This is a genomic window from Rhizobium sp. Root1334 (assembly GCF_001426665.1).
GTDB lineage: Bacteria > Pseudomonadota > Alphaproteobacteria > Rhizobiales > Rhizobiaceae > Pararhizobium.
On record NZ_LMEY01000001.1, the window covers coordinates 767,912 to 785,029 of the forward strand.

A 17,118-nucleotide genomic window follows, 5' to 3' on the forward strand; every position below is an offset into this window, starting at 1 on the left:
ACTTGTCTTGGCCCGCCTGAACCGACTTGTTTACCACCTCACTGCAGGACGATCTGGCTTCTATCGCGGACCGTTTCGAGCCGATTGCAGACGAGGCACCTTTGGCCAAACAGCACAAAAAAGCACAGCCGACAGGATCGAGCCAAGCCGCCGGCTGGCTACAAAATCTTGCCTTAAAAACGGAATGCATCAATGATCATCTTGAAAGCAGGGGAATTCTGCCGCCTGCCCGGGTAGCAGACATAATGGCCTCGAAACGCCGGCAACTGCTCAATCCAACGCGAGCTCTGCGACTTCCACCGCTCACGGGAAACGATTCCGTCCAGCAGGCCTGACATGGCTCACGACCGCGCATCCAACGCTGACTGGCAACGTCAAATTCATGAATTTCTATCGGTTCAATGGTATCGAGGCAATCGGCGCATCCGTTCCCGTTCGACCATCATGCCAAAGGTCCATTGGCTATCAAAGCCAACCGGGAAGCCGTGACGCGACGCGGCCGTTCACAGCGGCCTCGACGCAATCGACCAGACTGCCGAAGCGGACGGTGCGGTTGCTGAGGCCAGGGCCGTAATGGGCATATTTGCCGGAGTTGGTAATGAGCGTGCGAGTGTGCACCGGGAAAACAGGTTCACTGATCGAGCACCAGCAGAGATCCGGCACGATGCGCACGCCACTTTGTTCGAGGCGTGATAATGTGCCGTCCTCACGCGCATCGGTGATCACCTGGCGGCCTGCGGTGACGATGACGGTGACATCCGGGTGGCGCTTGCGCCCGGCGAGCCCTGCAGCCAGCGCCCGGCATTCGTTCAGCGAGGCATGCGGGCTACCGATAGCAACGAGCTCGACCTGCTCCGGGCCTGCGTTCAGCCGTGTCCAGGCCTGCGCCATCTCGGCGCGGGTGATGGTTTTGCGGCTTGCCCCCGGCGCTGCCGCACCTTCGGCTTCGGGCGTTACGCCCTCGACATGCAACATCGGCGCGGCCGACGTCGTGCCGAAGGCAGCGCACAGCGCCTTGAGATCGTCTGTCGAGGGTTGTGCCGAGGCGAGACCGCGCAGCAACGGGATGCGATCGGGCGCTGCATGGCCGGCGAGATAACCGATCAGCGGCCAGAAGGCGTCATCGACATTCTCGGGCAGCTCGACGTCAATGACTGTCCGGGCCTTGCGGTTTTCCGTCAGATAGACGCCGGAAAGTGGCGCACGGCCGGTGAGCGCGATGCAAAGGTCGAGGAAATCCGGATGTTTTGGCGTGCGGGCTCCGAGCACGGAGTTAGCAAAGATCACCGCGTTGGATTCCGCCCAGGCAATCGCCTCACCCGCCTGCGGCGCGCTGTCCAGAAGATAGGGGGAACAGGTAAATGTCGGACGGCAACCCATGCGGACATAGGCATCGGCAAGGCGGGCTGCCGGATTGCCAAAGGAACTGGACACACCTTGCGCCTGCCAGTTGGCATGATCGACCGAGATGGCATTCATGGTGGTCGGCACGCAAACCCTGGCTCCCATATCCGCCATGCGTTCGGCAAAAGTGAGATTGGCCGGGCTGGCATAGATGCAGCCGTCGATATGCCCTTGTGTCACGTCGGTCAGACAGCGTGCGCCCTGCTGGGCAGCCATGGCGCAGATGATCCGCATGGCCTGCTGGATCGCCTGGCCCTGCACACCTTCAAACATTGCACGGTCGTTGTCGCTGAGATCGAGCGTCGCAAGGCGCGGCGGCAAAACCGGAATCGACAGGCCATCCGCCTCGATCGAGTTGGCAGTGATCCGTGCGGTTTTGGCCCGCGACAGCGCCGCAAAACTCTCAGGCGCGAGGCGCAACACAGGAAGCGGCTTGCCGAACATTTCAGCGGCAATCAGCGCACCCAGTGTCAGCACGTCCTCGGCTTCGCTGAATACCAAAGCCGCTGGCGCCCGGCCGGTGAGGATCAGATCGAGAAGCACGCCCGATCCGGTGCAGGACCCACGGCTCGACGGCATCATCAGGATGCCGCCGGTCAGACAGACCCCGTGGAGGGGATGATGCACGTCGATAATGCTTCCGGTTTCCGGGGAAACACCGCCCCAGAAGCTCAGGGGCTCCGATGAGGCGATAACCGGTCCATCAGCGGTGCCGGCAAGGATGCTGTTCGCGTGCATCAGGTCACTCACTTGACGACAAAACCATGGGCAAAGGGATCGCGGTCATCGATGAAGATCGTGTTGATACCCGTCATCCGGGCCCAGCCTGCGATCGAGGGGATGATCGCATCGCGATCGGCCACCTTCGTTGCCGCTTCGACCCGTCCCTTGAACAGCGAACCGATGATCGACTCGTGGATGAATTCGTCGCCAACAGCGAGCTTGCCCTTGGCGGCCAGCTGCGCCATGCGCGCCGAGGTACCGGTGCCACAAGGCGACCGGTCGATGGCCTTGTCGCCGTAGAACACGGCGTTGCGGGCATGGGCGGTTGCATCCGTCGGCTTGCCGGTCCACTGGATGTGGCTCAAGCCACGGATTTCGGGATGTTCGGGATGAACGAACTCGTATTTTTCGTTCAGCGCGGCGCGCAGCTTGGGGCTCCAGCCAATGAGTCCGCCCGCCGTATGATCGGCCATATCGCGGAAATTCTTCTGCGGCTCGACGATGGCGTAGAAGTTGCCGCCATAGGCAACGTCGACGACGATTTCGCCCAGACCTTCGACCTCGGCCGTCAGGCCTTCGGCATAGAGGAAGCCGGGAACGTTGGTCAGGCGGACTTCCTCGACGAAGCGGCCTTCCTGGCGATAGGTGATATCGACCTTGCCGGCCGGCGCATCGATTGACAGCTTGCCGGGTTCGCGCGGCATGATCAGGCCGTTCTCGATCGCCATGGTGATAGTGCCGATCGTGCCGTGGCCGCACATCGGCAGGCAACCGGATGTCTCGATGAACAGAACCGCGACGTCGCAGTCCGGACGGGTTGGCGGATAAAGGATCGATCCCGACATCATGTCATGGCCGCGCGGTTCGAACATCAGGCCCGTGCGGATCCAGTCGAATTCGCGCAGGAAGTGGGCGCGCTTCTCCAGCATATTGGCGCCCTCAAGGCGCGGGCCACCGCCGGAAACGAGGCGGACGGGGTTTCCGCAAGTATGACCGTCGAGGCAGGAAAAGGTATACGTGGCCATGGTGAAAGACCTTATCAGAAGCGTTGAGGCGAAAGGGATGTAATGTCGATGGCTGGTGTCTTACCAGTCAAAAGATCGGCGACCAAACGGGCGGTGCCTGCCGATTGCGTCAGGCCGAGATGACCGTGCCCGAAGGCATGGATGACCCGGGGCGTTGACCGGGCGCGGCCGATGGCGGGCAGGCTGTCGGGCAGCGAAGGACGGAATCCGAACCACTGTTTGCCGCCCTCAGTCTTCAGGCCGGGCAGGAAATCCTTGGCCTTCTTCAGCATGGCTTCCGAACGGCGGAAATTCGGCGGCAGTTCCAAGCCACCCAGTTCGACGGCGCCGCCGACACGGATGCCGGTGGACAGGCGCGTGACGACAAAGCCGTGACCACCAAAAGTAACCTGAGTCCGTAGATCGAACGCATCGGCGTGCAGCGTGGTGTTGTAGCCACGTTCGGTTTCCAGCGGAATGCGCTCATCAAGGCTACGGGCAATACGGTGGGAAAAGGCACCTGCCGACAGCACGACCTGCGATCCACGGCGAATTTCACCGCCTTCGGCGATGATCTCGACACCATCCTCGACCGGCCGCAGCGCGGTCACATTGGCGCGCTCCAACACCCCACCCTGGCCGCGGAAATAATCTGCCAGCGCAAGCGTGTAGAGTTTGGGATCGGCAATCGAAAACCAGCCAGGTGTGAAGGTTCCGTGGGTAAAGCGCGCATCGAGCCCCGGCTGGATATCGGCCATGCGGGATGCGTCGACATGGTAGAATTCGATACCGTGTGCTTCACGGACTTTCCATCCGGGCAGCGAGGCATTCAGCTCCGCCTGACTTTCGTAGACCTGCAGATTGCCGTCCTTGCGCAGCATGGGCAAAGTGCCGGTGCGCTGCAGGAAAGGCTCAAGCTCGGCCCTCGAGAGGTCCATCAATGCCGTCTGCACTGTCGTGGACTTTTCCACCTGCGCAGGCGAACACGCCCGCCAGAAGCGGAACATCCATGGGGCAATCTTGAACGCGTAAGCCGGTGGAACGGACAACGGGCCAAGTGGATCCAGCAGCCATTTCGGTGCCTTTTTCAGGATTCCCGGCGACGCAAGCGGCAGGATATCCGTAAAGGCAAAGGCGCCGGCATTGCCGGCGGAGGCGCCGGCTGCCGGACCTTCACGGTCCAGCACCGTAACCGTCATCCCGCGTGCCTGGGCGGCAATCGCCGCCGAGAGCCCGACCACTCCGGCGCCGATAACAATGACGTCTGGATGCGCCATTAGCGGACGCTCGCCAGGAACGCCTGAGTATCGGGATGCTGTGGCGCCCCGAAGAGCTGATCCGGCGTGCCGATTTCCGCCATGACCCCCTGATGAAAGAAGGCGACCCGGTCAGAAACATCGCGGGCGAAGGCCATCTCATGGGTGACGCAGATCATCGTCATGCCCTCTTCGGCAAGCATTTTCAGCGTGTCGAGGACTTCGCCGACCAGCATCGGGTCGAGCGCCGAGGTGACTTCGTCGAACAGCATGTATTCCGGCGACATGGCCAGTGCGCGGGCAATCGCCATGCGCTGCTGCTGGCCGCCCGACATGCGGCTCGGATAGACTGTCAGCTTTTCGCGCAGGCCGACATGGGTCAGCTGCTTCACCGCGATCTCTTCGGCCTTTTCCTTGGAAAGGCCGAGCACCTTGCGCGGCGCCAGCATGACGTTTTCAAGCACCGTCAGGTGCGGGAAAGCATTCCATTGCTGGAAGACGATGCCGACCTTGCGGCGCAGCTTGTTGAGATCGGTATCCTTAGCATGAACAACCGTGCCATCGATGGTGATCTGCCCGGCATTGATCGGCTCGAGGCCGTTGATGCAGGTCAGAAGCGTCGACTTGCCCGATCCGGAGCCGCCGATGATGGTGACAACCTCGCCCTTGTTCACGGTGAGGTTAATCCCCTTCAAAACCTCCAATGTGCTGAAGGATTTGCGAACGTCTTTAATTTCAATCATTGGGGGACCACCGTTTTTCGAGATACCCGCCAAACCGGGCGATGGGGAAGCTGATGACGAAGTAGATTACGCCGCAGATCAGAAGGATGAACAGCGGCTCCTGCAGGCGGGTAACCAGAATCTGCGACGCGCGCAGAAGCTCGATAAGGCCAAGCCAGAGAACCAGAGCAGAATCCTTCATGACACCGAGCGTCAGGCCGATCCACGCGGGAAGCGAAACGCGGGTGGCAAGAGGCGCCACGATATAGCGCATGTCCTGCCACCAGGTCATGCCGAGCGAACGGGCCGCGCGGCGGGTCGTTGCCGGGACGGCTTCAATGCCGCCGCGGATGATTTCCGAACAATAGGCCGCCGTATAGAGCGACAGGACCACGCAGGATGTGGTGAAGGGCGCCCAGCCAAGCTTGGCAATGGCCTGGATCGCGTTGCCAAGCACGAGCTGGATCAACAGCGGCACCGAGCGGAAGACATCCAGCACGAATGTCAGCGGTGCGGCCCAGACGGCACCCAACTGGACACGAAGAACACCGAAGATGATTCCGAGCACGGTACCGGCGGTCACGGACACTGCGGTGACCGCAAGGGTCATCGCCGCGCCTTGCGCCAGAAAGGCGAGGTCATTCCAGCTGAGGGTGGTATCAAACATCTCTCACCTCTCTCAGTAGCGGAACATGCGCGCGGCAAGCAGGCGCGCGGCAAGTGTCACAAGCTTGGCGATGATGTAATAGATCACCGCGGCAAGAGCGAAGAATTCGAAGGTGCGGAAGGATCGCGCGTTGAGTTCCTGCGTGATACCAGCCAGATCGGTGTTCATGCCGACGGTGACACCCAGCGATGTCATCAGGATTGCCCAGACCATCTGGTTGGTGACCGGCAGGAAGGCGATACGCAACATCTGCGGCAGGACGATCAGCCGGAAGGCCTGAACCGGCGTCATACCAAGGGAACGGCCTGCGCGGGTCTGGGTGTCTGGGATAGCTTTCAGCGCACCGCGAAAATTTTCCGCCAAATAACCCGCGTTGTTAAACGCGATGCCGACCAGAAGTGCCGTGTAGGGGCTGAGATGGATGCCGAAATTGCCGAGGCCGAAATGGGCCATGTAAATCTGGAACAGTGCGGGCGTGTTGCGCGCGATCTCGACCCAGGTGGTCGCAAATCCGCTGAGGATGCGATTGCCTGAAAGGCGAAACGCGGTCAGGGTCAAGGCAAGTGCCAGCCCGATAACCATCGACAGGAGCGCGATCTGCAGCGTGACGAGAGCGCCGTCCAGCATCTGCGGCAGCGCTTTGAATGCCTGGTTCCAATGAAAGGTGTAATTCAACATTGCCGTTTCATCTCCTGGAAAAGGACAGCGGCGCGAGTGTTACCCGCGCCGCCAGCGAAACGATTTGATTAGCGATAAACGCCATTGACCGAAAGGGACGGAACCTCGCCGCCAACCCACTTGCCATACAGCTCGGCATAACGGCCGGTACGAACCTGCTGGTTGATGAAGAGGTTGAGGTAGTTGATCAGCCCGTATTCCTCGCGGTTGGTGAACAGCGCAACGTAGTCGATATCGAACGGCGCCTTGCCGACGACAGCGATGCCGGGGAACTTGCCGGTCTTGACGTTGGCCTGTGCTACCGTCGAGGTGGAAACGGTCGCATCGAGCTGGCCCTGGCTCAGCGCCAGGAACACGTCAGCCTGCGTCTGGTACGGACGGAACTCACCGGCGCCCCAGGCCTTGACCTGTTTTTCCAGAGCAATGGCTTCATAGGTGCCGGCAGTGGCGCCGACGACCTTGCCCTTCATGTCTTCAAACGACTTGACGCCAGACTTCTCGTTGGCAGTTACGGCCATTTCAAAGGCGAAGTAAGGAACGGTCATGCCGACGGTCTTGGCACGCTCAAGCGTGTCGGAGGTCGAGGCAACGCCGACATCGACGCGGCCGGACATCAGGGCAGGAATACGCTCGGGGAACGGTGTTTCAACGATTTCGGCGGTGACGCCGAGGGCCTTGGCCAGATCGTTGCAATAATCGACGTCGAAGCCGATCGGATTGTTGCTTTCGTCACGCGATCCCATCGGCGGGAAATCCAGCACGACGGCGCAACGCAATGTGCCCGAGGAAATAATATCGTCCAGCTTATCGGCGTGGGCCTGGCTGGTCAGAACGGTTGTAGCCAGGAGGCTGAACGCGAGGACCGAAAATTTCATCTTAATCTCTCTCCCTAGATTGATGCGCCGATCTGCGGCAGGCGCACTATTTCGATTCATTGCGTGCAAATCAATGATAAAATACAAAACGTATACAAAAAGTACGCAAATATTCGTCTTCACTGACTTGCACGCAACATTCGGAAACACAAGGCGGGCGCAGCCGCACGATTATTTAAGCAAATCCTTAGGCAATAGCGCCTTCGGCAAATTCTGGTAGGACACCGGCCGCAGGAACCGGCGGATCGACATGGTGCCGACGCTGGTCGCCCCGAAGTTGGTAGAAGCCGGATACGGACCACCATGGACCATGGAATCGACCACCTCGACACCTGTCGGGAAGCCGTTGACGAGGATGCGGCCAGCCTTCCGCTCCAGCAGCGGAAGCAGCCGTTTCGCTGCGTCAATGTCGGCGTCATCCATGTGCAACGTCACCGTCAGCTGACCCTCGATCGCCCGCGCGACGCTTTCCATTTCCTCCTGCGATTTCACCCGCACCAGTAGGCCAAGCGGGCCAAAGACTTCTTCGCTCAGCGCATGATCGGCCAGAAAACGGTCGCCGGTCGTTTCGAACAGGTTGGGAGACGCGGCACGGCCGGTTGATTCCGTGACCAGCAACGGCTCGACCGTGTTGCGGGCGGAAAAACCTGCCTGTCCGTCATGATAAGCCTTGGCAATTCCATCGGTCAGCATGGTCTGCGGCGCAACCTTGCCCAGCGCCTCGACGGCGGCCGCGGCAAAGCGGTCAGCATCGGCACCATCGATCACAACGGCAACACCGGGATTGGTGCAGAACTGCCCTGCCCCCATGGCCAGCGAACCTGCCCAGCCCTGACCAAGCGCCTCCGCCCGTTCCGCGACCGCGGCAGGCAGCAGGAACATCGGATTGACCGAGCCGAGCTCGCCGAAGAACGGAATCGGTTCAGGCCGTGCGGCGCAGAGATTGAACAGAGCGCGGCCACCGGCCTGCGAACCGGTAAAACCGACCGCCTTGATCAGCGGGTGCTGCACCAGCGCGTGCCCGACATCGCGGTTACCACCCTGAATGAGCGAGAACACGCCCGGGTGAACACCAGTACTACGAATGGCCGCTTCAACCGCCTGTGCGACGATTTCACCCGTACCCGGATGGGCGGAATGTCCCTTCACCACGACAGGGCAACCGGCTGCGAGTGCCGCCGCCGTATCGCCACCCGCCGTCGAGAAGGCCAACGGGAAATTTGACGCGCCGAACACCGCAACCGGACCGACAGGGCGCTGCATCAGGCGAATCTCTGGACGTGGAGCTGGCTGGCGGTCCGGCAAGGCCGCGTCGAAGCGGCGGTCGAGATAATCGCCGCTTTCGATATGGCTGGCAAACAACCGCAACTGGCCGGTCGTGCGGCCGCGCTCGCCGATCAGGCGGGCTTCGGGCAGGCCGGTTTCCTGGCTGCCGATTTCCGTGATCTCGTCGGCGCGCGCATCGATCTCGTCGGCGATGGCGCGCAGGAAGGCAGCGCGGGTGCTGCGGTCGGCAGCGCTGAAACTCCAGAACGCAGCTTCAGCGGCTTCGCAGGCACGATCGACCAGTTGTGCGGTTCCGATGGCGAACTGATGCACCGGCCCTTTGGCGGGCGAGGATGCAAAAGTACCGGCTCCATCGAGCCATTCGCCTGCGACAAGGTGTTTTCCGCTGGGGATGAAGGGCATGGACAGATCCTTTTTTCGAAACTGGCGCGCAAGCGGCAGGCTATGCTGGGCCGGATTATGTTTGGCAAACTTGTATACTTTTTGTATGCAGGATATCAACTCATTTAGATGTTACTGCGCCTAAAAAGGAGGGGCACACTATGAGCGATACCCACACCCTGACGATCGCCGATCTGGAGGAGCGCGTAAAAGCCGTCTTCATCAAGGCCGGGCTGAGCGCGTTGCAAGCCGCAGCCATTACCCGCGTTATCGTTGCCGCCGAACGGGACGCCTGCAAATCGCACGGCATCTACCGGATCGAAGGCGCACTGCGCACCGTCAAGGCCGGCAAGGTCAACCCGACCGCCAAGCCCGAACTTCTACCACAGCAGCGGTCTGCTGTCGTCAAGGTTGATGCGAAGGGCGGCTTTGCCAATGCGGCGTTCGAACTGGGCCTCCCGGTTCTTGCCGAACGCGCCCGCTCCAGCGGCATTGCAGCCCTCGCCATCAATGACTGCACCCACTTCTCCGCCCTTTGGCCGGAAGCCGAGGCGCTGACAGAGCTCGGGCTGGCCGGTATCGTCATGTGCCCCAGCTATGCGACAGTCGCACCAAGCGGTGGAACGAAGCCACTGCTCGGCACAAACCCGCTGGCTTTCGGTTGGCCACGCCCGGGCAAATCCCCTTATGTCTTCGACTTCGCGACATCGGTTGCGGCGCGCGGCGAAATCGAGCTGCACAGGCGAGCCGGAAAAGCTCTGCCGGAGGGCTGGGCGATCGATGCCGATGGTCAGCCGACCACGGACCCGGAAGCAGCGCTCGCCGGTGCCATGTTGCCGTTCGGCGAACACAAGGGCTCGGCGATCTCCACAATGATCGAGCTTCTGGCCGGCATCATGATCGGCGACCTGACCAGCCCGGAAGTGCTGGATGCGCTTGGCTCGACTGCCCTTGCGCCCGCCCATGGCGAGCTGATCATCGCGTTTTCTCCCGAAGGTTTTGGTGGGGATCGTCCAGGCAATCCGTTTGCCCGGGCCGAGGTTCTGTTCGAGGCAATGGTCGGCCAAGGCGCACGCCTGCCCTCGCAGCGCCGCTACGCAGCGCGCGCGAAATCGCAGACCGGCGGCATCATCCTGACCGCTTCCGAGATGGAGCAGTTGGACCGGCTGCACGCGCTTGGATTGGACGCTGTCTAACAGCATCCCGTCACCGGCCTGCGCAATCACCGCAGGCCCCACAAATGCGAAGGCCCTCTGATCACTCAGAGGGCCTTCGTTAATTCAGGAGAGCGTCAGCTCAGCCCTTGTACTTCTGGACGGCGCCGGGAAGCTTGCTCCACTCGGCATACCAGCCGTTGAACAGCTTGAACTGAGCCTCGACATAGCCGCGCTGGCTTTCGGTCAGCGCATCGGTCGCGTTGAAGTGCAACGTGTATTCCTTGTCGCCCTTCAGCACCATCATGTGCTTGAAGTAGAGAACGAGGTCTGCACCTTCATCGAACGAGGACAGGACGGCAAGCGCCTGTTCCAGCTCTAGAGCGCGCAGACGCGCATCGGCGTCACCTTCGGCAGCTGCTTGCGACAGGTTGCAAAGGTGCAGGACTTCCTTCGGAAGAACGTTGCCGATACCGGTGATAGCACCAGTCGCACCGCAATTGACGAAACCGTGGAACACGGCAGTATCAACGCCGATCATCAGCGAAACACCGTCCTGGCTGGTGATGTATTCGGCCGCGTAACGCATGTCGGCCGCGCCACCGAATTCCTTGAAGCCGATGAGGTTCGGATGCTCGGCGCGCAGAGCGAAGAACAGGTCAGCGCGGGTGGCAAAACCGTAATAGGGGCTGTTGTAGATAACGGCCGGAAGGTCCGGAGCTGCAGCGAGGATGGCCTTGAAATGGGCCTTCTGTGCTACGACGGAAGAGCCGCGCGACAAGACCCGCGGAATGACCATCAGGCCCTGGGCACCAACAGCCTGGGCATGCGCGGCATGCTTGACGGCCAGCGCACTGTTGACGGCGCCCGTACCGACGATAACCGGAATGCCGGCCTTCACCAGGCGCTCAACGCCTTCCATCCGCTGCGCGTCTGTCAAAAGCGGCCAATCACCCATCGAGCCGCAATAGACAACGGCCGACATTCCCTGGGCAATCAACTCTTTTCCCTTGCGCACGAGGGCGTCGAAGTCCGGGGTACGGTCTTCTTTGCAAGGGGTCATCAGCGCGGGGATCACGCCAGAAAAGATTTTGGCCGTCATAACAAACTCCTTTTGACCTTGCCGGACGGGCAGAGAATGGCGCGCACCTTTGCAGCCCCGATCCTGTGCCTCTGGAGCCATATTGCACGTTGTATATTATTTGTCGACAAGAATTTTATCGATCAGAGCGCCACGTCGAGCCTGTCTTCCCGGGCAAACAATTTCTGGATCTGATGAACGATCTGCTCAGCGTGCAATTTCGCCAGACGGTCTGCTTCCTCGATGTCGCGATTGGCAATGACGGCGATAATATCATCGTGCTCTTCGACGAAACGCTGCGGCAACCGGTCGTCGTAAGACTGATAGTACAGCCTCAGCATCCGCCGCCCCTCGTCCAGAAGCCGGTTGAACAATCCCGTGAAATACGCGTTGCGACCCGCTTCGGCGATGGCAGAGTGGAACGCGGCGTTGGTGGCGATCATCGCCAGCGCGTCCTGCGCCTGCACTGCAGCGGCGAATTCGGCCTGATGCGCGCGGATTACCTTCAGGTCTTCCGGCCTGTGATATTGCGCTGCCAGCTTCGTGGTGACGCGGTACATCAGCACAAGCGCATCGAAGAAGGTGTGCATGTTGAGAAAGTCGATATTGGCAACCATCGTCGAACGGTTGGGCAGCGTATCGATCAACCCTTCGCCGGCGAGCCGCACCAAAGCCTCGCGGATCGGGGTTCGCGACATCTTGAAGCGTTCGGCCAGCTGCACCTCATCGATCGGGCTGCCGGGCGGCAGCACGAGATCAAGAATCTCGTCGCGCAAGAGGTCGTAGACCATCTTGACGCCGGAGCCGCGCTTGCGTTCGGGAATGGGGCTGGTGTCGATATCTGTCATGTCATCAATCCTGTGTCGACAAAAGGAATACTTTTCCCTGTCTGCAGGATCAACCGTTTCCGCAAGCGCGATCGGCAAAGGTGGCAACAAACTTGGTGATGATGCGTTTTTGCGACTTCAACCAGTCCGTGCGAGCGCCATCCCGCCCCGGGTTCCCGTCTCAGGCATTGCCCGCCGTCAGGCCCGCTGATCTTTCAGAAAGGCAACAAGGGACCGTCCGGCATCCAGAACGTGATCCCGCGTCAGCCGGGACGCAAGGCTGGCATCACCGTTCAGGCAAGCCTCGAGAATAGCTTTATGCTCACGGTCAGCCCGCATCACCCCATTCGTCAGCGTCAACTGCGCCCGCAAATAACGATCGATCCTGTCGAGCGATGTACGAACGATCTGCAGGTAGTAAGGCCGTCCGGATGCCGCATAAAGACTGTAGTGAAAACTCCGGTTGATTTCGCCCCACCGGGCGGAATCGGTCTCCCGGCTGAATTCCTCGCAGTATCTGCGCGCAGCAGCCAAGGCATCCTCACCGAGATTTGGCACGGCAAGCCGCATGACCTCGGCTTCCACAAAAGCGCGGAATTCGAAGATTTCGTCGATCTCTTCGATCGAAAGCCCGGCGACCACTGCACCCTTGTAACGCTCTGTGGTGATCAACCCATGCTGCTCCAGCCGCGACAGAGCCTCGCGCACGGGAATCCGGCTGGTATTGAACATCTGCGCAATCTGATCCTGCCTGAGATTCTCGCCTTCGGCGAGGTCACCCTCGATGATCGCCTTGCGCAGCGCGTCATAGACAATATCGGCTGCGGATGCGGCCTGCCTGACATCGACGGCGGCAAGTTTCATGAATTCAAATCCCGTTGTTTCAAGCGCGGCGCGCGGTGTCAGTTCCCATCCTTGGGTCATAGGTGCAATTCGGGATTCAGGCAACGGAGCGGATATTCTCAGCCGATCCATTTTTGATATTGTATATTGGATCCAATTTTTCTAACAGTGGGACACAGGCTCTGCTACCCGCTACAATCTTCTTGGGCAGATGGCGGCCGGATCGCAATTTTTTCAGGGAGCAGACTATGCGCAGCAGCAAGGTAATCCACATCGTTTCCTGCCATGCCGAGGGCGAGGTTGGCGACGTCATCGTTGGCGGGGTCGCGCCGCCACCCGGCAAGACCCTGTGGGAACAGCGGAAATTCATTGCCGAGGACCAGACGCTGCGCAACTTCGTGCTCAACGAACCGCGCGGCGGCGTATTCCGGCATATCAATCTCCTGGTACCACCGAAGGACCCGCGGGCGACGATGGGCTTCATCATCATGGAGCCGGAGGACACGCCGCCAATGTCGGGCTCCAATTCCATCTGTGTCTCGACCGTTCTGCTTGATACGGGTATCGTGCCGATGCAGGAGCCGGAAACCAGAATGGTGCTGGAAGCACCGGGCGGCTTGGTCAACGTGGTTGCCGCCTGCCGCAATGGCAAGGCTGAGCGCATTACTGTTACCAACGTGCCTTCCTTCGCGGCCAAGCTCAATGCCAGGCTCGAAGTGGAAGGTCTTGGCACGCTGACAGTCGATACCGCCTATGGCGGCGACAGCTTTGTCATTGCAGACGCGCGTTCTCTCGGCTTTTCGGTCACGCCCGACGAAGCTCGCGAACTGGCCGAAACCGGAATCAAGATCACGCGCGCCGCCAACGAACAACTCGGGTTCTCCCATCCCGAAAATCCGGAATGGAACCATATTTCCTTCTGCCAGCTGACCTTGCCGGTCGAAGAGCGCGACGGCATGCTGCATGGGCGCAATACGGTGGTGATCCAACCGGCCAAGCTCGACCGTTCGCCAACGGGCACCGGTTGCTCGGCACGCCTGGCTGTGTTGCACGCCCGCGGCCAGATCAAGCCGGGACAGAAGTTCCGCGGTGAATCGATCATCGGGTCGCATTTCGACTGCCAGATTGTCGGCGAAACGACCGTCGGCGGCCAGAAGGCGATCGTGCCCGAAATCTCCGGCCGCGCCTGGGTGACCGGCACGCATCAGGTCATGCTCGACCCAGCCGATCCATGGCCGGCCGGCTACCGCCTCGCCGATACCTGGCCACGCAAGCAATAGGAAACTGCCGACGCCGAGGGCTCTGGATATTGCAGAGCCCTCGGCGTACGCGATGCCTGGGCTGTCTGGGTCACCGACCTATAAAGCGCATCCAGATTTTGGCCGAAGCGAGTTTGACGAGAGTAACGCAGTTTTCGCTTTGACGGTAACGGCACGTTCCCGATCGTCGACCGAGTCGGCACCGGCTACATCACCATGGATCAGATGCGCCAGCACTACGCCGGTCCCGGAAAGTTCAACGCCACGCCTGACGCACCGAAGGCCTTACCCTTCAACGACTTCGCTGATCTGCACGATGGGGGCGATGTCCGTATAGCGGGCGACGTCCGCGGAGATTTCCGCGCGGTGGGGACCCAACGCCTCCTGAAATGTCGCCAGACTCGGCGAGTAGACGTGGCACGCCGCGACAAACTGCGGCGCGCTTCCTGGTTCGCGACCCGCAAGGCCCTTGTCGATCTCGTAGCGCAGGCAGGCATCGCCGAGCCGTTCCTGGAGCAGTGGCATATGGCGGGTGCGGTAGTAGTCGTGATCGAACTTCGAGCCACCATCGGCCGGATAGTAGACGCTCATCTTGATCATGGTCGGGCTCCTGTCTGAACGCCGAGCGTTCGAGGGGCCTTTCTAGCTCACCGACGTGTAAAGCGCATCCAGATTCCGGCTGAAGCGAGCTTGACCAGAGCAAGCAGTTTTCATTGTACTTTCCGAAGCGGGTGCGACCGCACGGAAGCCCTCTAGCATTGGAAGCCGAAAATCGCAGATCTTATCGGAAAGGCATGCTGTTCGCGCGGCATGCGCGCTCTGGGGCGTTGAGATCGCTTTTCACCCTCGATAACGTGGATGTAGCAAATGAACGCCTCATCCGCGGCCCGCATCAAAGCGTCAGGGACCACATCCGCCGGCCCGGCTCCCTGGAGAGCATCCAGGCAGGCCTCAAGTGCATTTGTGTAGGCACCGCCAGCGGTCGATGGCCATTGGTGAATCAGCATCGCCGCCGCATCATCGACGGATTCGACCATTTTGTATCGCTCTCCAACACCCATGAGCAGCCAAAGTGGAGGAAAATGGCGCGACTTGTCCGGACTCATGACACAATTCCTCGCGTTGCGTTTGTATATTAGCAAATACGCAAGAAACATTCCAGTTAAGCCGGGGGCGCGCTGCCGCTGCTTATCCAACAATCCGGGTTAGGCTGCGCATCCGGTCCGGCCCCAAGCAAAACGATTGTGTAGAAAGAAGCCGTCGCAAAGAAATGCAACGCATCTGCGGAGGGTGTGGAAGCGTTTCCGGACAACGCTTCCACACCGGTAGACTTAAGCCGCCAGATGTTCAAACAGCCGTGCCACCGCCTCCGCACCAGGATCGATATGACCTTCGAGTTGTTTCGCATTGATATAGGCGGCTCGTCCGGCCTTGGCCTTGAGCATGGTGGCCGTGAGGTTCGCGCCAGCGCGTGCGGCCGCGGCCGCCGGTTTGAAACCCTTCTCAAGCGCATCGAGCGCCGGTGAAAGTGCGTCCACCATCGTCCGGTCGCCGAGGTGGGCACCGCCGATTTCCTGCATACGGGCAAGTCCCGCCTTTAGTGAATCGGCCATCGGCAGACCGCTTGAGGCGGCATCACCGGCGGCCGCAAAGAAGATGGCGAGCAGAACACCGGACGATCCGCCCATCGTCTGGCTCAATTCCTGGCCGATGGCGCGATAAAGCTGGGTGTGATCCGAGAGCGGCATGCGGTCGATGGCATTGATGAGCGCGCGCGCAGCGCCTGCGAGCGTGGATCCTGTGTCGCCGTCACCGGATTTGGCATCCAGCGCGTTCAGATCCTCTTCGGCCGAGATCAATACCTTGCAGCAATTGATCAGGAAGTCGCGCGTCTCCTGATGGTTGGACGGTTGGGGTGTGATCGGTGTCAGTCCGTCCGGCAGCATTTCGATCCGGATGGGTTTGACGGCCGACAAGCCAGGCCAGGCCGCCATCGTAACCGGTGCGCCCAATGCCTCTATGTCCGCCTCGTCGGCTGGATAGAGCGAGATGGAAAAGCCCTGCATGTCGAGGGATGTCATCATCGGCGCCGGTCCGACGACATGGGAAATCCGGTTGCCGATCGACGAAGCGATCAGTTCGTGGGTCAGCACCGACATTTCGAGGGCGGAGGTGCCACCAAGATTATTGATCAGCGCAACATGCGGCCTATCCTCGATGGCCGCGGCCAGTTTGCTGACGACTGCTCCCATCGCCGTTCTTGCATCGACAAATGCGATCTGTTCCACACCGGCTTCCCCATGGATACCGAGCCCCAGCTCGGCCATACCGGCAGGAATACGATCTTCCTTCGGCGAGCCAGGAACCGTGCACGTGTCCAGCGACATGCCGATACTTTTTGCTCCAGTGATCACGCGCCGGGCAGCGGCCGTTACCGTTTCGAGATCCGCGCCTGCCTGCGCAAGCGCGCCCGCGATCTTGTGGACGAAGAGCGTTCCCGCCACGCCGCGCGCCTGCGGCAGGTCGGGCAGAGCAACGTCATCGCCAACGATGACCATGTTGACATTCAGGCCAAAAGCGCGCGCGCGCTCAGCCGCCAATCCGAAGTTCAGCCGGTCACCGGTATAGTTCTTGACGATCAACAGACATCCAGCCGGACCTGTGACAGCCAGAATGCCGGCGAGAACCGCATCGACACTCGGCGAGGCGAAGACGTCGCCACACACGGCCGCGGTCAGCATTCCCTTGCCGACGAAACCGGCATGCGCCGGCTCGTGTCCAGAGCCTCCGCCGGATACCAGCGCCACCTGCGACTTGTCCCAATCGCCGCGCAGAACCACGCGAATATGCGGATAGCCGTCAAGACGCACCAAAGAGCCGCCGCTGACGGCCAGCAGACCATCGATCGCCTCGGTGACCACGTCTTCCCGCTTGTTGATGAACTGTGCCATATCTGC

The 17,118-nt window shown here is 60.7% G+C and carries 17 protein-coding genes; 3 read left to right on the forward strand and 14 right to left on the reverse strand.

Annotated elements, in window-relative coordinates; genetic code table 11:
* Positions 1-26 precede the first annotated feature (26 nt).
* Positions 27-335, forward strand: coding sequence for a hypothetical protein (locus ASD36_RS03715; RefSeq protein WP_060500219.1), 309 nt, complete (start codon positions 27-29; stop codon positions 333-335).
* 130 nt (positions 336-465) lie between these two features.
* Here ASD36_RS03715 and ASD36_RS03720 read toward each other — a convergent pair whose 3' ends face one another.
* From ASD36_RS03720 to ASD36_RS03755, 8 genes are all read right to left on the reverse strand, one after another.
* Positions 466-2,154, reverse strand: a complete 1,689-nt coding sequence (locus tag ASD36_RS03720) for an aconitase X (protein ID WP_060500221.1) — start codon at positions 2,152-2,154, stop codon at positions 466-468.
* Complete coding sequence (locus ASD36_RS03725) at positions 2,151-3,152, reverse strand: 4-hydroxyproline epimerase (protein WP_060500223.1); 1,002 nt, start codon at positions 3,150-3,152, stop codon at positions 2,151-2,153. Before ASD36_RS03725 ends, ASD36_RS03720 begins: the two co-directional genes overlap by 4 nt.
* A gap of 14 nt (positions 3,153-3,166) precedes the next feature.
* Positions 3,167-4,408, reverse strand: coding sequence for an FAD-binding oxidoreductase (locus ASD36_RS03730; protein ID WP_060500225.1), 1,242 nt, complete (start codon positions 4,406-4,408; stop codon positions 3,167-3,169).
* Positions 4,408-5,130 (reverse strand): amino acid ABC transporter ATP-binding protein, encoded by a 723-nt coding sequence (locus tag ASD36_RS03735; RefSeq protein ID WP_060500227.1) that lies wholly within the window; start codon positions 5,128-5,130, stop codon positions 4,408-4,410. The genes ASD36_RS03730 and ASD36_RS03735 overlap by 1 nt, the downstream gene beginning before the upstream one ends.
* Positions 5,123-5,776, reverse strand: coding sequence for an amino acid ABC transporter permease (locus ASD36_RS03740; RefSeq protein ID WP_060500229.1), 654 nt, complete (start codon positions 5,774-5,776; stop codon positions 5,123-5,125). The genes ASD36_RS03735 and ASD36_RS03740 overlap by 8 nt, the downstream gene beginning before the upstream one ends.
* A 12-nt stretch (positions 5,777-5,788) precedes the next feature.
* On the reverse strand, positions 5,789-6,454 hold the full coding sequence (locus tag ASD36_RS03745) for an amino acid ABC transporter permease (protein ID WP_037109417.1): 666 nt from the start codon (positions 6,452-6,454) through the stop codon (positions 5,789-5,791).
* Positions 6,455-6,522: 68 nt separating this feature from the next.
* On the reverse strand, positions 6,523-7,329 hold the full coding sequence (locus tag ASD36_RS03750; RefSeq protein WP_060500230.1) for a transporter substrate-binding domain-containing protein: 807 nt from the start codon (positions 7,327-7,329) through the stop codon (positions 6,523-6,525).
* A gap of 171 nt (positions 7,330-7,500) precedes the next feature.
* Positions 7,501-9,018, reverse strand: a complete 1,518-nt coding sequence (locus tag ASD36_RS03755; protein ID WP_060508758.1) for an aldehyde dehydrogenase (NADP(+)) — start codon at positions 9,016-9,018, stop codon at positions 7,501-7,503.
* Positions 9,019-9,158: 140 nt separating this feature from the next.
* Between ASD36_RS03755 and ASD36_RS03760 the strand changes: the two genes are divergently transcribed.
* Positions 9,159-10,193 (forward strand): Ldh family oxidoreductase, encoded by a 1,035-nt coding sequence (locus tag ASD36_RS03760; protein ID WP_060500233.1) that lies wholly within the window; start codon positions 9,159-9,161, stop codon positions 10,191-10,193.
* A 100-nt stretch (positions 10,194-10,293) separates the two neighbouring features.
* On the opposite strand, the gene ASD36_RS03765 is transcribed toward ASD36_RS03760, so the two are convergent.
* The 3 genes from ASD36_RS03765 to ASD36_RS03775 form a co-directional block, all read right to left on the reverse strand.
* Positions 10,294-11,253 (reverse strand): dihydrodipicolinate synthase family protein, encoded by a 960-nt coding sequence (locus ASD36_RS03765; RefSeq protein ID WP_060500235.1) that lies wholly within the window; start codon positions 11,251-11,253, stop codon positions 10,294-10,296.
* A gap of 122 nt (positions 11,254-11,375) precedes the next feature.
* Positions 11,376-12,080: a GntR family transcriptional regulator gene (locus ASD36_RS03770; protein ID WP_060500237.1), complete on the reverse strand. Its 705-nt coding sequence runs from the start codon at positions 12,078-12,080 to the stop codon at positions 11,376-11,378.
* A gap of 177 nt (positions 12,081-12,257) precedes the next feature.
* Positions 12,258-12,923: a GntR family transcriptional regulator gene (locus tag ASD36_RS03775; protein WP_060501320.1), complete on the reverse strand. Its 666-nt coding sequence runs from the start codon at positions 12,921-12,923 to the stop codon at positions 12,258-12,260.
* A gap of 227 nt (positions 12,924-13,150) precedes the next feature.
* Here ASD36_RS03775 and ASD36_RS03780 point away from each other — a divergent pair, with 227 nt between their 5' ends.
* The gene (locus ASD36_RS03780; protein WP_060500239.1) at positions 13,151-14,182 is read left to right on the forward strand and encodes a proline racemase family protein; all 1,032 of its coding nucleotides are present in this window, start codon (positions 13,151-13,153) and stop codon (positions 14,180-14,182) included.
* A gap of 264 nt (positions 14,183-14,446) precedes the next feature.
* Here ASD36_RS03780 and ASD36_RS03785 read toward each other — a convergent pair whose 3' ends face one another.
* From ASD36_RS03785 to ASD36_RS03795, 3 genes are all read right to left on the reverse strand, one after another.
* Positions 14,447-14,761 carry an EthD family reductase gene (locus tag ASD36_RS03785; protein ID WP_060500242.1) on the reverse strand — a complete coding sequence of 105 codons (315 nt, stop codon included), beginning with the start codon at positions 14,759-14,761 and terminating at the stop codon, positions 14,447-14,449.
* Between the two features lie 152 nt (positions 14,762-14,913).
* Positions 14,914-15,267, reverse strand: coding sequence for a DUF982 domain-containing protein (locus ASD36_RS03790; protein ID WP_162252439.1), 354 nt, complete (start codon positions 15,265-15,267; stop codon positions 14,914-14,916).
* 225 nt (positions 15,268-15,492) lie between these two features.
* On the reverse strand, positions 15,493-17,112 hold the full coding sequence (locus ASD36_RS03795; RefSeq protein WP_060500245.1) for a dihydroxyacetone kinase subunit DhaK: 1,620 nt from the start codon (positions 17,110-17,112) through the stop codon (positions 15,493-15,495).
* Between the last annotated feature and the right edge of the window lie 6 nt (positions 17,113-17,118).